The 13,819-nt window shown below is 69.0% G+C and carries 14 protein-coding genes; 3 read left to right on the top strand and 11 right to left on the bottom strand.

Annotation, left to right across the window (positions count from 1 at the left end):
• Positions 1-152: 152 nt before the first annotated feature.
• Complete coding sequence (locus AC1DVZ_RS03610) at positions 153-1,676, bottom strand: gamma-glutamyltransferase (protein ID WP_477616816.1); 1,524 nt, start codon at positions 1,674-1,676, stop codon at positions 153-155.
• A gap of 271 nt (positions 1,677-1,947) precedes the next feature.
• Here AC1DVZ_RS03610 and AC1DVZ_RS03605 point away from each other — a divergent pair, with 271 nt between their 5' ends.
• On the top strand, positions 1,948-2,778 hold the full coding sequence (locus AC1DVZ_RS03605) for a M57 family metalloprotease (protein WP_477616815.1): 831 nt from the start codon (positions 1,948-1,950) through the stop codon (positions 2,776-2,778).
• A 69-nt stretch (positions 2,779-2,847) separates the two neighbouring features.
• Here AC1DVZ_RS03605 and rplI read toward each other — a convergent pair whose 3' ends face one another.
• From rplI to AC1DVZ_RS03575, 6 genes are all read right to left on the bottom strand, one after another.
• On the bottom strand, positions 2,848-3,294 hold the full coding sequence (gene rplI, locus AC1DVZ_RS03600; protein WP_477616814.1) for a 50S ribosomal protein L9: 447 nt from the start codon (positions 3,292-3,294) through the stop codon (positions 2,848-2,850).
• Between the two features lie 26 nt (positions 3,295-3,320).
• Complete coding sequence (rpsR, locus tag AC1DVZ_RS03595; protein ID WP_056884210.1) at positions 3,321-3,557, bottom strand: 30S ribosomal protein S18; 237 nt, start codon at positions 3,555-3,557, stop codon at positions 3,321-3,323.
• 168 nt (positions 3,558-3,725) lie between these two features.
• Positions 3,726-4,304 (bottom strand): single-stranded DNA-binding protein, encoded by a 579-nt coding sequence (locus AC1DVZ_RS03590; RefSeq protein ID WP_477616813.1) that lies wholly within the window; start codon positions 4,302-4,304, stop codon positions 3,726-3,728.
• Positions 4,305-4,389: 85 nt separating this feature from the next.
• The gene (gene rpsF, locus AC1DVZ_RS03585) at positions 4,390-4,677 is read right to left on the bottom strand and encodes a 30S ribosomal protein S6 (protein WP_056921396.1); all 288 of its coding nucleotides are present in this window, start codon (positions 4,675-4,677) and stop codon (positions 4,390-4,392) included.
• A gap of 163 nt (positions 4,678-4,840) precedes the next feature.
• The gene (locus tag AC1DVZ_RS03580; protein WP_477616812.1) at positions 4,841-6,343 is read right to left on the bottom strand and encodes a glycosyltransferase 87 family protein; all 1,503 of its coding nucleotides are present in this window, start codon (positions 6,341-6,343) and stop codon (positions 4,841-4,843) included.
• Positions 6,340-8,550 carry a transglycosylase domain-containing protein gene (locus AC1DVZ_RS03575; RefSeq protein WP_477616811.1) on the bottom strand — a complete coding sequence of 737 codons (2,211 nt, stop codon included), beginning with the start codon at positions 8,548-8,550 and terminating at the stop codon, positions 6,340-6,342. Before AC1DVZ_RS03575 ends, AC1DVZ_RS03580 begins: the two co-directional genes overlap by 4 nt.
• Before the next feature lie 268 nt (positions 8,551-8,818).
• Between AC1DVZ_RS03575 and AC1DVZ_RS03570 the strand changes: the two genes are divergently transcribed.
• A complete protein-coding gene (locus AC1DVZ_RS03570) occupies positions 8,819-9,493 on the top strand; it encodes a PadR family transcriptional regulator (protein ID WP_477616810.1) in 675 nt (224 codons plus the stop codon).
• A gap of 13 nt (positions 9,494-9,506) precedes the next feature.
• A complete protein-coding gene (locus AC1DVZ_RS03565) occupies positions 9,507-10,598 on the top strand; it encodes an inositol-3-phosphate synthase (RefSeq protein WP_477614200.1) in 1,092 nt (363 codons plus the stop codon).
• A gap of 435 nt (positions 10,599-11,033) precedes the next feature.
• On the opposite strand, the gene AC1DVZ_RS03560 is transcribed toward AC1DVZ_RS03565, so the two are convergent.
• The 4 genes from AC1DVZ_RS03560 to AC1DVZ_RS03545 all read right to left on the bottom strand — a co-directional run bounded on the left by AC1DVZ_RS03560 (position 11,034) and on the right by AC1DVZ_RS03545 (position 13,725).
• A complete protein-coding gene (locus AC1DVZ_RS03560) occupies positions 11,034-11,510 on the bottom strand; it encodes a DcrB/PsbP domain-containing protein (protein WP_477616809.1) in 477 nt (158 codons plus the stop codon).
• Between the two features lie 148 nt (positions 11,511-11,658).
• The gene (locus AC1DVZ_RS03555; protein ID WP_477616808.1) at positions 11,659-12,876 is read right to left on the bottom strand and encodes a hypothetical protein; all 1,218 of its coding nucleotides are present in this window, start codon (positions 12,874-12,876) and stop codon (positions 11,659-11,661) included.
• 124 nt (positions 12,877-13,000) lie between these two features.
• Complete coding sequence (locus AC1DVZ_RS03550) at positions 13,001-13,306, bottom strand: WXG100 family type VII secretion target (protein WP_477616807.1); 306 nt, start codon at positions 13,304-13,306, stop codon at positions 13,001-13,003.
• Between the two features lie 149 nt (positions 13,307-13,455).
• Positions 13,456-13,725, bottom strand: a complete 270-nt coding sequence (locus AC1DVZ_RS03545) for a hypothetical protein (protein WP_477616806.1) — start codon at positions 13,723-13,725, stop codon at positions 13,456-13,458.
• Between the last annotated feature and the right edge of the window lie 94 nt (positions 13,726-13,819).

Here is a 13,819-nt window from a genome sequence, read left to right as displayed (position 1 = left end):
CTTCTGGCCACTGATCTCAGGTGTGCCGCCCAGATCTGGCTCCGCACACGCCACAGGTGGCCAGAAGTGCGGGTCGTGCGCGGGCAGGCGGGTCGTGCGCGGGCAGGCGGGGTCAGGCGGGGTCAGGCGGGGTCAGGTGGGGTCAGGCGGGGTCAGGAGACGCGGGTCGCGGCCTCGCGGCGCGGGTCGCCGGCCGCGTCGAGGGTGCCGTCAGGGAGCCGCCGAGCAGCACCCACGCCACCGAAGAACATCGACCTCGCGCCGTGCGAGAAGGACGGCAGCCCAAGGCTTTCCACCGCCGCTGAGACGGCGTCGTCGTCCTCGTGGTCCACGCGCGGCGTGCCGTCGTCGAGGATCCGCACGTGCACGCGGGTGGCGTCGATGGCCTGCTGCATCGGCAGTCCCTCGAGGCAGTAGCGACCCAGCACCTGCATCAGGGCCGTCGTGATCCGGTCGGCGCCGGGACTTCCGATCGCGAGCGCCCCACCGGACAGCGAGCGTGCGACGGACGGAGACATGTTGGAGGCGAGCCGGGTGCCGGGCGCCAGCGCGTGCAACCCGAGCCGGTTCAGCTCGGGCTCGCCGAGACAGTTGTTGAGCATGAGTCCGGTGCCGGGAACCGTTGCGCCGGAACCGTATCCGCTCGACGCCGTGATCGCGCACACCGTGCCGTCGCTGTCGACCGCCGAGATGTGCGCCGTCGACGACGAGGTCGGCAGGCTGGCCAGCCCGTTGCGGTCGACCGACTCGAGCAGCGAGTAGCCGTCCTCCTCGAGGTCGGTGGAGAGGTCGTGCACCTGGTGCCGGTAGGACAGCACGCGCCGCTGGATCTCGATGATGCGCGCCCAGTCCCAGCCAGCGGCGGCGAGCTCGCGCAGCATCACGGCGAGCATCGGCCCACCTACCGAGGGAGGAGGATTGAGGGCCAGGTCCCATTCACCGAGCCTGAGCCGCAGTGGCGTGCGGACCACCGCCCGGTATGCCGCGAGGTCGGCCGCGGTGACCAGGCCACCTCGGGCGTCGCTGTCCGCGGCGATCCGGGCGGCCAGGTCGCCGGTGTACAGGGAACGTGCCCCCTCGGCGCCGATCTGCTCGAGCGTGTCGGCCAGGTCGGGGTTCGTCGCTTCCTGTCCGGCGATGACGATCGCGCCGTCGGCACCCCGCACGAGCGGACGCGTGTGTTCGTCCCACCCGAAGACCGCCTCCCCGGTGATGGCGAGGTAGCTCGCCGCGGCGCCACCGATGACAAAGCCCGTTCGGGCCGCGGCGACGCTGGGGGCCAGCACGTCTCGCCACGTCGCCGCGCCGTGGCGGTCGTGGGCAACCCCCAGGGCCGCGAAGGCGCCCGGCGTCGCGACGGAGCCGTGGCCGGCATACAACGTGAGGCCGCCACCGTAGGACGTGGTGACCTCGTGCAACCCGGCCCCGAACCGCTTCGGGTCCTGCCCGCGGCCGGGCATCTCGACGTTGCCGTCGATCACCTCGGGGTCGCCCCCGGCGGGCCAGACACTGACGAAGGCGCCGCCCGCCGCCGACACGATCCCAGGCTCGGTGGTCATCGCGGACACCATGGCCGCGATCGCCGCGTCGACGGCATTGCCCCCGGCAGCGGCCGCCGCGAGGCCGGCGTCGGCAGACGCCGGTCCGGTCGCCGCGATCGCCACGCGTCTGGTCATGCGCCGATTCTGTCCCATCGCCCCCATGGGTGCCATCGCGTCCGGCGTCCGGCTGTCAGGCCCCGCGCTCCCGTCGCTCTCGTGGCCCACTCCCGGTCTCGCTCGCCGCTACAGCCCCACTGATCAGCCACGTTGACCATCCCTTTGCCGGAACTAGGCCGATTTGGGGGCATCTGCTGGCCCCGTGCCGGGGCACCGATTCCTAGCGTTGGCCGGGCTGCCACCGCAGCGAACCCCACCACGGGCCCGCACGCCCAAGAGGAGAAACCTCATGACTCGTACCCCACTTCGCCTGACTGCGGCGGCGGCCGCCGCCGCGATCGCCATGACGGGAGCCGTCACCTCGGCCTCCGGCGCACCCCTGGACGCCACGACTGGTGGGGTCCCTTCGTTCCAGGAGTTCCTCGACTCGAGCTACGTCGACCTGGACGGCCAGTACATCGTCAACGGTGACGAGCCCGAGGCCAGCAACGGTGGGATGCGCAAGTTCTACGACGGCATGGTCGACCCCAAGGCCCCGAGGACCGACACCGACTCGCTCATCGTCAACACGGTCGGCGGAGCGGACGACAGGTGGAGCGCGTCGCAGGTCGCCAACCTGACCTACTGCGTGAGCACGAAGTTCGGGACCAACCACAGCGGCATCGTCCAGGCCATGGCCGGTGGCGCCGGTCTGTGGGAGGCGGCCTCGTCGAAGGTGAACTTCGTCTACGTGCCGGCCCAGGACGGCAACTGCAACACCCGCAACAACTCGGTGCTGTTCTCGGTGGAGCCCGTGTCGACCACGCAGTACATCGCGCGCGCGTTCTTCCCGAGCACGGCCAAGCGCTCGCGCAACGTGCTCGTCGACGACTCGATCTGGACCTCCGGCTCCTGGACTCCGGCCAACATCCTCGGCCACGAGCTCGGCCACTCCCTCGGCTTCCGGCACGAGCACACCCGCCCCGAGGCCGGAACCTGCTTCGAGGACAACAACTGGCGTCCGCTGACGGCGTACGACAGCTCCTCGATCATGCACTACCCGCAGTGCAACGGTGGTTCGGCCAACCTGCAGTTCCAGGCCAGCGACGGCGCCGGCGTCCGCGCGCTGTACGGCAGCTGACACCTGGCATGACGAAGGCCCGGCCCCCGCGTGCAGCGGGGGCCGGGCCTTGGTCGTGCAGCGGCTGGGTCAGCCGGCGACGACGTCGAGCGTCACCTTGGCCTGCACCTCGGGGTGCAGGCGGATGAGCGCCTCGTGGCTGCCGACGGACTTGATCGGGGTCGTGACCTCGATCTTGCGCTTGTCGAGCTCCGGGCCACCGGCCGCCTTCACGGCAGCGGCGATGTCGGCGGTCGAGATGGCACCGAACAGGCGACCGGAGTCACCAGCGTGGGCCACGACCTTGACGGCCTTGTTCTCGAGGTTGCCCTTGATCGACTTGGCCTCCTCGAGGGAGTTGATCGCGCGGACCTCACGGCCCTTGTTGATCGAGTCGACCTGCTTCTGCCCGCCCTTGGTCCACGCGGTGGCCAGGCCACGGCGGAACAGGAAGTTGCGGGCGTAGCCGTCCTTGACGTCGACGACGTCACCGGCGGTCCCGAGGCTGGAGACCTCGTGGGTCAGAATCACCTTCATGGTTCAGATCCTTCCTGCGCCCGAGCTCAGCGGGACGAGCTCGAGTAGGGCAGCAGCGCCATCTCGCGGGCGTTCTTGACCGCGGTGGCGATGAGTCGCTGCTCCTGGACGGACACACCGGTCACCCGACGCGCGCGGATCTTGCCGCGGTCGGAGATGAACTTGCGCAGCAGCGCAGTGTCCTTGTAGTCGATGTTCTCGACCTTCGCCGCCTTCAGCGGGTTGGCCTTCTTCTTGGGCTTGCGCACAACGGGCTTGGCCATCGTGGTGCTCTCCTTCTGCCGAGAATCTCGGCGGATGAGCCCTGGTCTCCCAGGGATGGTGTGTTTCGAGTTTGTCTAGCCTTGGTATGCCGTGTGGCCGGCTTCCCTGCGGAAGCTCACCACCCGGCATACCTGGTTGTCTGCGAACAGACGGAAGATCTGAACCGATCAGAAGGGGGGCTCGTCGTAGGACGGCGCGCCGCCGCCCCACCCGCCACCCTGCTGGCCACCGGACTGCTGGCCACCGGCTGCCGGAGCTGCCTGCGGACCACCCTGGCCACCGGACGGACCGGTCGCCCACGGGTCCTCCTGCGAGCCACCCTGGCCACCGCCCTGGCCTCCACCGGAACCTCCGAAGCCGCCACCGCCACCCGCTCCGCCGCGCTGGGTCTTGTTGACCTTCGCAGTGGCGTAGCGCAGGGACGGGCCGACCTCGTCGACCTCGAGCTCCATGACGGTGCGCTTCTCGCCCTCTTTGGTGTCGTACGAGCGAGACTTCAGGCGACCGGTGACGAGCACGCGAGTGCCCCGCTGGAGCGACTCGGCGACGTTCTCCGCCGCGTCACGCCACACCGAGCAGCGCATGAACAGCGTTTCGCCGTCCTTCCACTCGTTGGACTGCCGGTCGAACTGCCGCGGCGTGGAGGCCACGGTGAAGTTCGCGACGGCAGCACCCGAGGGGGTGAAGCGCAGCTCAGGGTCGCCGGTGATGTTGCCGATGACGGTGATGATGGTGTCGCCAGCCATGGAGCAGGTCCCCTGTTCGTTTGGGTCAGGTCGGTGGAGCTAGTGGAACGAATTCAGTTCAGTGCACAGAACGGATCGGTGCAGCTCAGGCGCCGGGGCGCAGGAGCTTGGTACGCATGACCGACTCGTTGAGGCCGAGCTGGCGGTCCAGCTCCTTGGCCGTGGCCGGCTCTGCGGTGAAGTTGACGACGGCGTAGATGCCCTCGGCCTTCTTCTTGATCTCGAACGCCAAGCGACGGCGGCCCCAGATGTCGATGTTGTCGACGGTGCCCTTGTCCTTGGTGACGACGGTGAGGAACTTGTCGAGCGACGGCGCGACGGTCCGGTCGTCGAGCTCGGGGTCGAGGATGACCATGAGTTCGTACTGACGCATGCTGATAACCCGCCTCCTTTGGTCTATGGCGGTCACGGCGTTTCCGTGACAGGAGGGTTGCAGTGCGATCCCCCGCGAAGCACCGTCGAGGTGCGCCGCTGGGAAACCTGACAAAGACTACCGGCCCGCAGGGACAACGCCGAATCCTCGTCCACAGGGATAGTCAGGCCAAGCGGACGAGCAGCTGGTCGGGGGCGTCGGTGAAGTCGCCGGCGAGCTCGTCCACCACCGCGTCGGAGTCCTCGTTGCGCGCCGACTCTGAAGGATCGTCCGCACCCAGACCCGGGTGATCCTCCAGACTCGCGGCGTCGGCGTCGGCGTCGGCGTCGGCGTCGGCGTCGGCGGCGGCGGCGGCAGGCTCGGGGGACATCTCTGGGGCTTCGGCGCGCTGCGCGGCGGTGTGCCAGACCCGCCAGACGAGGTAGGCGACGGCGAGCACGCGCAGGGCGAGAGCCACGGCATACCACCCGGCCGGGAGGCCCCGGTCGGGCTTGGACAGGCCGCCGACGTAGAGCCAGACGGCGACGAAGTGGAGGGCCTCGGTCCCGGCCCACAGCAGGTGGTCACGCCAGCGCAGCCCGCACAGCGCCACCAGCGGGAGCAGCCACAGGGAGGACTGCACGGGGAATGTCTTGCCTGCCAGCAGGGCGAGGGCCACCAGGACGAGGGAGACCTCGGCCAGGGTGGGCCGACGTCGGGTGCTCAGCGCGAACACCGCGCCCGTCAGCACCGCCAGCACCAGGCCGACCACCGTGAGCAAGGTGCTGGCTCCGGTCGGCATGGGGTGACCGACGAGGTCGGGCACCATCCACAGGGAGCCCAGACCCGCCGGGCTGTCCCACCACTTCTCGTACGAGACCACGATGGCGCCGGGGTTCGCGACCAGGAACGGCAACAGGACGAGGCCGACTGCCCCGGCGGCGGCGCCAAGGGTCCGGCCGACCGCCTCCAGGCGGCCGGTGCGCAGCCCGAGGACGACCAGCGCCAGGAGGATGAGGACGGGGTAGGTGCGGGCGGCGACGGCAAGACCCAGTAGCGCGCCGGCCAGCGCCGGGCGTCGACGGCTCCAGGCCCAGATGCCGGCGCTGGCCAGGGCGACCCCGAACAGGTCGGGCGACAGCATCGCCGTGAGCAGCAGCACCGGGCTCAGCGCGACCTGCGCGGCGTTCGTCGAGTGCAGCGGCCGCGATGCGGCGGTGAGGTAGACGACGGCGACGGCGAGGGCGGTGCCGAGCAGTGCCCAGAGGCCGAAGTACCACCGCGTCTGGTCGAGGAACGACCCGTCGGGCACCAGACCTCCCACCCAGGCCATCACCGAACCCGTGAGCACCGGGTGGTCGGCCCGTGCACCGCCCCCACCGAGGTAGGACGCCAGTCCGTTGTCGAGGTTGCCCAGCTGGTAGAGCGCCGGCAGGTCGGAGAAGCAGGCGTGCCAGAACTGGTCCGAGCCGGTCCAGCCCTTCTGGATGCAGTGGGCGCGCTCCACGACCGACAGCGCCATGGTCGCGGCCGTCGCGACGAGCAACGGCATGACGGTGGCGATCCACGAGACGGCCCGGGCCGAGGCGTGCCTGCCCAGTGGCCCGCCGGCGACCGCCAGCGCACCACCGGGCAACAGGTCCGGCGCCGGCGAGACGTCCGGCGCCGGGTCGTACGGCCGGGTCACTGTGTCGTCGGGGGTGGTCCGCCGGCACCGAGCGTGATCGTCGTCGGCGGCGGGACGGTGGCCGTCGGCTTGCCCGTGCCGTTGGTCTTGGTCTGGGTGGGCCTCGTGGTCGTCGTCGTCGTCGGCGTGGTCGTCGTGGTCGTCGTCGTGGTGGTCGTCGTCGTCGGTGTCGGAGTGGGCACCTTGTCGTCACCGAGACCGGCCCGCTTGGGGAAGTCGACGACCTTCTGGCCCTTGAGCGCCGCGGTCATGTAGTCGGTCCAGATGCGCAGCGGCACGGTCGCACCGGTCAGCTCCCCGACGCCGGGGATGTCGTTCATCGACAGCTCCTCGCCCTTGGGTCCGGTGCTGTAGATACCCACCGCGGTGGCCAGCTGCGGGGTGAACCCGTCGAACCAGGCCGCCTTGTTGTCGGTCGTGGTGCCGGTCTTGCCCGCGACCGGACGCCCGAGGTTCTGGGCGTACTCGGCGGTACCGTCCTTGACCACCTGCTCCATGGCATCGACGGTGTCGGCCATGACGTCCTTGTCGAAGGCCGCCTTCTTAACCGGCTTGGCCTTGTAGTTCAGGTCGCCGGGTCCACCCTTCACGGTGCGGATGTAGTACGGCGTCACCCTGGTGCCCTGCGACGCGATCGTCGCGTAGGCGTTGGCCATGTCGGTCACCGTCACGTGCGAGGTGCCGAGGACGTTGGCGTAGTTGGTCCCCAGCCCCTTCTCCGGCAGACCCGCTGCCACAGCCGCGTCGCGGGTGGCCTTGGGCCCGACCTTGATGTTGAGCTGCGCGTAGACGGTGTTGACGGAGTGGCCGGTGGCCCTGCGCAGGTCGATGTTGCCGAACTGCTCACCCGAGCCCGGCCCGAAGTTGCGGACACCGCCGCGGCGCAGGAAGTCGGTCTTGGCCTTGGAGTCCTCGAACTCCTTGAAGTACTGCGGGCTCCTGCCGTCGAACTTGGTCTTGGTGCTGATCGGTTCGTCCTGGGACAGGGCCGCCAGCAGGGCGAAGATCTTGAACGTCGACCCAGCCTGCATCGTGGCCTGGGTGGCGGTGTTGAACTGTTCCTTCTGGTAGTCCGCGCCGCCGTACATCGCGACCACCGCGCCGTCACCGGGCTTGATCGAGGTCAGGCCGACCCGCAACGACGAGGTGCCCTTGCCCTTGGGCATCCGGTCCTTGACGGCGTCGACCGCGGCCTTCTGGGCCCGCTGGTCGATCGTGGTGACGATCCGGTAGCCACCCTTGTCGATGTCGGTGTCGGTGAGCTTGAGCTTGGCCTTCAGCTCGCGCTTGACCGCGTCGGTGATGAAGCCGTTGGGTCCGGCGGCATTGCGGTTCGGCCGGTACTTCACGAGGGACTCTGTCGGGAACTGTGCCGTGGTGCGCGCCTGCGGCGTCAACCAGCCCTCGGTGACCATGCCGTCCATGACGTACTTCCACCGGGCCTCGGCGTTGGCCTTCTGCGAGTCCCCGAGACCGGGGTCGAAGAAGGACGGTCCCTTGACGACCGACGCCAGCAGCGCCCCCTCGGACGGGGTCAGCTTGGACACGTCCTTGTTGAAGTAGGCCTTCGACGCCGTCTGGATGCCGAACGCCCCGCGGCCGTAGTAGATCGTGTTCAGGTAGTTCTCGAGGATCTGGTCCTTGGACTGCTGCTTGGCGATCTTGATGGAGATGATGATCTCCCTGCCCTTGCGCGACAGGGTCTGGTCCTGGGTCAGGAAGTAGTTCTTGACGTACTGCTGCGTGATCGTCGACCCGCTCTGGGCCGTGCCGCCGCGCAGGGTCGTCCAGGCGCCGCGGAGGATGCCGGTCGGGCTGATCCCGGAGTTCTGGTAGAAGTTGCGGTCCTCCGCAGCCAGGTGGGCCTCCTGCACGGCCTTGGGCACCTGCTTCAGCGGTACGGACTCGCGGTTGACCTCACTGATCCGGTCGATCTCGGTCTTGCCGTCGGCGTAGTAGATGATCGAGGCCTGAGCGGCCGCCAGGTCGTTCGGCTTGGGTGCGTCGATCATCGAGTAGGCGACGAAGAAGCCGATCACGAGGAGCAGGAACCCCGCCAGCGCGGTGATGCCGAGCCACTTGGCCCACCGCTTGCCGGCGCCACCCCGGGACGTGGCCGCCTTGCCCCGGCCAGCCTTGCCCGCCTTGGCCTGGCGAGCCTGGATGGCCTTGGCCTGGGCTCGCGTCTTCGGACGTGAGGTACTCATGTGACCTTCCCGATCGGCATACAGCTGGCGCAGGCCACGGCCCTCGGGCCGCCCTTGCGCGCAGTCAAGTGGCCCTCAGTATGACTGCCGCCGATCTGAATCGTGCATTCGGTGCCCCGGGTGTGCCGAGCGGCCGGCTGTTCGCCGTACGTTTCCCAGATATATCGGCTCGATATATCTGGTGTACGCTGTCCCTGTCGTCGAACACACGGTGACCACCACGGACGAGTTCCGTCTGCCGATCGCGAAGGGGAGGTGCTGACCAGTCATGAGCCGTCGATCCGAACTGCTCGAGTTCGCCGTCCTCGGGCTGCTGCACGAGAGCCCCATGCACGGCTACGAGCTGCGCAAGCGCCTCAACGCGGCGCTCGGCGTCTTCCGCGCCCTGTCCTACGGCACGCTCTACCCCTGTCTGCGCGGCCTGACCGACCAGGGCCTGATCGCCGAGGCGACCGGCACCCAGCACGCGGCGGCCACCTCCGGCTCCAGGCGCGCGCGGATCGTGTACGAGCTCACCGCGGACGGCAAGGAGCACTTCCAGGAACTGGTCAAGGAAGCCGGGCCGACCGCCTGGGAGGACGACACCTTCGACGTCCACCTGGCCTTCTTCGCCCGCACCGAGGCCGAGGTCCGACTGCGCATCCTCGAGGGACGCCGCAGTCGGCTGGAGGAGCGGTTGGACAACATCCGCACCAGCTCGGCCAAGAACCGCGAGCGCTTCGACACCTACACCACCGCCCTCGAGCGGCACGGACTGGACTCCGCCGAGCGCGAGGTCCGTTGGCTCAACGAGCTGATCACCGCCGAGCGCAACGTCCCCGCCTCGGCGACCACGCGGCATACCGCTGCGCCTGCACGAACGTCTTCACCTGCCGCACCACCGAGCACCACCCCCAGCACCACTCCGAGCACCACCCCCACCACCACCCCAAAAACCCTCTAGAAGGAGTATTCCCATGGGATCCGTTCGCGTCGCCATCGTTGGCGTCGGCAACTGCGCCAGCTCGCTGGTCCAGGGTGTCGAGTACTACAAGGACGCCGACCCGGCCGGCAACGTCCCCGGGCTCATGCACGTCACCTTCGGTGACTACCACGTGAAGGACGTCGAGTTCGTCGCCGCCTTCGACGTGGACGCCAAGAAGGTCGGCTTCGACCTCTCCGAGGCCATCGGCAACTCCGAGAACAACACCATCCGCATCGCCGACGTGCCGCCCACCGGCGTCACCGTGCAGCGCGGTCACACCTACGACGGCATCGGCAAGTACTACGCCCAGACCATCGAGCAGTCCGACGCCGAGCCCGTGGACATCGTCCAGGTGCTCAAGGACACCAAGGCCGACGTGCTCGTCTCCTACCTCCCGGTGGGCTCCGAGGTCGCTGACAAGTTCTACGCGCAGTGCGCGATCGACGCGGGCGTGGCCTTCGTCAACGCCCTGCCGGTCTTCATCGCCTCCGACCCCGAGTGGGCCGCGAAGTTCGAGGCCGCTGGCGTCCCGGTCATCGGTGACGACATCAAGAGCCAGGTCGGCGCGACCATCACCCACCGCGTGATGGCCAAGCTGTTCGAGGACCGCGGCGTGACGCTGGACCGCACCTACCAGCTCAACGTCGGCGGCAACATGGACTTCAAGAACATGCTGGAGCGCGAGCGCCTCGAGTCCAAGAAGGTCTCCAAGACCCAGGCCGTCACGTCCAACCTGACCGGCGCCCTCGCGGGTCTGACCGACAGCCGCAACGTCCACATCGGCCCGTCCGACTACGTCGCGTGGCTCGACGACCGCAAGTGGGCCTACGTCCGCCTCGAGGGTCGCGCCTTCGGCGACGTGCCGCTGAACCTCGAGTACAAGCTCGAGGTCTGGGACTCCCCCAACTCGGCCGGCATCATCATCGACGCCATCCGTGCGGCCAAGATCGCCAAGGACCGTGGCATCGGCGGCGCGCTCATCAGCGCCTCGTCCTACCTCATGAAGTCCCCGCCCGTGCAGCGCGAGGACACCGAGGGCCGCACCAAGCTCGAGGCCTTCATCGCCGGCACCGAAGAGCGCTGACGAAGGACGCATGCGGAGGTTGGCGGCGAGGTACGAGCCGGCGGCCGAAGCGGAGCCCGAGGAAGCGCGAACGGTGAACCCAGAGCGCTGACGATCCAGGGCAACGAACGCTGAAAGGGGCACCCGACCATCTGGTCGGGTGCCCCTTTCGTATGCCGCGTGCCCCCCCCCGCCCCGCGACTTCTGGCCACCTGTGCCGCACCGAGTGGTCGATCGTAGGCTCCCGTGCCGCATGCGTGGCCAGAAGTGCAGACCCCTCTTCGACTTCTGGCCAGCCATGCCTCACGGAGGCGCCGACTGCAGGCTCCCGTGCCGCATGCGTGGCCAGAAGTGCAGACCCCTCTTCGACTTCTGGCCACCTGTGCCGCACCGAGTGGTCGATCGCAGGCTCCCGTGCCGCATGCGTGGCCAGAAGTCGGGGGTGTGCCGGGTGGGTCAGCGGGTGAGGCGGGTGGACAGGATGACCTGCTCCACGAGGGCCAGGTCGGTCTCGCCGCCCTGACCGCCGGCCGATCCGGTGATGTGCACGAAGTCCTGGACGGCGTCGTCGCGCTGGAGGCTGGCGAACGCGTGCACCTGGTGGACCACACCGAACTGAGCATCCGTCCACGACAGGTCGACGCGGTGGAACTGCAGACCGTCGAGCTGGATGGGCTGGGCCTCGCCGATCTGGGCACCCGGCCGGTTCTCGGTGCTGGCCCGCAGCTCCATGACCGCGTCCGCGACCTGGTCGAGAGCCGGCCGCGTCCCGAGGCGCACGATGACGTTGGGCGTGAAGTCGGCGTTCTGCTCGGCCTGACGTGCCGCGAGGGCGACGGCGGGGACCGAGACCGGCTCCCAGGTGTCCGGGACCTCGAGGCTGACCGACGGGGGTGCGGGGAACCGCTCGGAGGGGTAGGTCAGGGTGGTCATCTCGTCGGGACCTTTCGTTGCGTGCCGCATGGTCGTGCGTGCTGCACAGTGGAGGGTTGGGTCTGCCGGGCGGGTACTGCCATGCCATCACATCGTGCGGGTGGGGCTACCACGGCGGTAAGCCGCGGTGGGTGTGCCCGGGGTGGGGCTACCACGGCGGGTCGAACCCGATGTCGAGCTTGATGCCACCACCGAGGCCGAGGGTGGCGCCGATGTCCACGGAGACACCGATGTTGTCGCTGCTGAACTCGGCGTCGGCCTCCGCGTGCGCACCGATGCCGTAGGAGATCTCGCCCCCGACTCCGACATCGACCGGGCCGAGGTCCTGGCTCACCGACCCTTCTGCCTTGCCGCCGGCGAAGGCCTCGCCACCCAGGGTGGCCTTGGCGCCGTCGGCGCCCAGCGTGAAGCCGGCGTCGGCGTTGCCCTCCGCACCGACGAAGGCCTTTCCCTCGGCGGCGGTGCCGTAGCTGTTCGAGTAGGCGCCACTGACCTTGGCGACATAGGCGCCGGCGGTGACGCCGCCTGCCAGCACGAGCCCGTCCTGCGAGAAGCCGGCCTGGTAGTCCGCGCTCGCGTCGGTGCCCAGCGCCTCGACGGAGAGGTGGTTCCCGTCCTCGTCGCCCCAGGTGTGCTCGGCGAGCTGTTCGTCCCACAGCTCCTTGTCGCCCTCGGCGAGCGTCATGCCGGCGTTCACCTCGAGGGCGTCGAACGGGCTCAGGGTGTCGTCCCGGTGCTCCGGGTCGTCCTCGTCCGGGATGCCGTCGTCGTCGTCGTCGGAGTCCTCGGTGTCGGGGGTGCCGTCGCCGTCCACGTCGAGCGGGTCGCCACTGTAGGGAGCGCCATCGTCCTCGTCGCCGGGGAGCGGGTGACCGTCACCCGGTGCCACGTCGGGATCGCCGTCGAAGTCGTGGAAGTCGGGGTCCTCCTCGTCGGGGACCCCGTCGTTGTCGTCGTCGCCGTCCCGGTCGTCCGGGAGGCCGTCGTTGTCGCCGTCGTCGTCCCGCTCGTCGGGGACCCCGTCGTTGTCGTCGTCGCGGTCGTCGCGGTCGGGGATGCCGTCGCCGTCACTGTCGCCACCGGCGCCGGCGACCCCAGAGGTCAGCTCCTGCTCGCCGACTTCCTCACGCAGCTTCCTGGCGAGCTCGTCGACGCCCCCGGTGCTGAGGTCCAGGCTTGTCCTGGTCGTGGGCCAGGCGTTGAGGAACGTGGTCGCGTCGTCGCCCTCCCACACCCAGCGCAGCTGGCGCACGGCCTTCTCGGCGTTGGCGGTCGCGTCGGTCAGGTCGCGGTGCACGCGAGACAGCTGTTCGGCGATGGAGCGAACCTTCTGGTTCTCCATGCCCTTCTTGTCCGTGCCGCCCATGGTGCTCTGCCTTTGCGCGAGGTGCCGTGTGGGGCACGTGGTGGTTCGAGGTATGCCGGTGGGTCGAGGTCACGCCGGCGGCCACCCCTGCGAACCAAGGGGCGGCCACCGGCGTGCGGGGCCGTCAGTTCGAGGTGGCCTTCTGCTCGGCGAGCTCTGCCTGCAGCCGCTTGTGCATCTCCGTGACGTCGAGGACGCACTGGTCGATGTTGTTCGAGTCCGACTTCCACGAGGACTGGAACCGGTTGGAGTCCGGGCCGTGCCAGGCGCTGTGCAGCTTGTTGGCCGCCTGGTCGGCGTCCTGCTTGGCGTGCTGCAGGTCGGCCTTGGCCTTGCCGAGGCGCGAAGAGATGTCCTGGACCTTGGCCGGGTCCATTCCCTTCTTCTCGCCGCCGCCGCCGCTGCCGCCACCATCGGGAGTGGGAAGCATGGTTGTTCTCCTTCTACGAAGTTCGTGTGTGGTCGTTCTGGCTGGTCGTTCCGGTATGCCGTCGTGCCCGACGACGTGGTGCCGTCACGGCCGACCGCGTGGTGCCTCGTGCGGTGGTCCTCGCTGAGCCCCCCGGCTCAGTTGGAGGCTCAGTTCGAGGTCTGGTCCTGCTGCTTGGCCTCGGTGCGGATCTGGTCCGCCGCCTTGCTCAGGCCGGTCGAGGCCTTGGTGAGGTCCGCGGCATACGCACCGTTCCACTTGGTCTCGAACTTCTTCTGGTCCTCACCCCACCAGCTGCTCTTGAGCTGACCGATCAGGTCGTCGATCTCCGACTTCGCCTTCTTGATCTTCTGCGCGGAGTCATCCAGGACGCCGGCCTGCGTGCGGGCGACGCCCGTCTGCATGGACAGTTCAGCCATGTCAGTTCCCCTCTTCTCGGTGCGAGCGCCTGCTGCGCCCGCCGTCGTGTGTGATGTGCATGGGTGATGCGAAAAGCCTTGGTGTGCACAAACT

It is taken from the genome of Pedococcus sp. P2_E5 (assembly GCF_056403895.1).
This window is presented reverse-complemented; position numbering and strand designations above follow the sequence as displayed.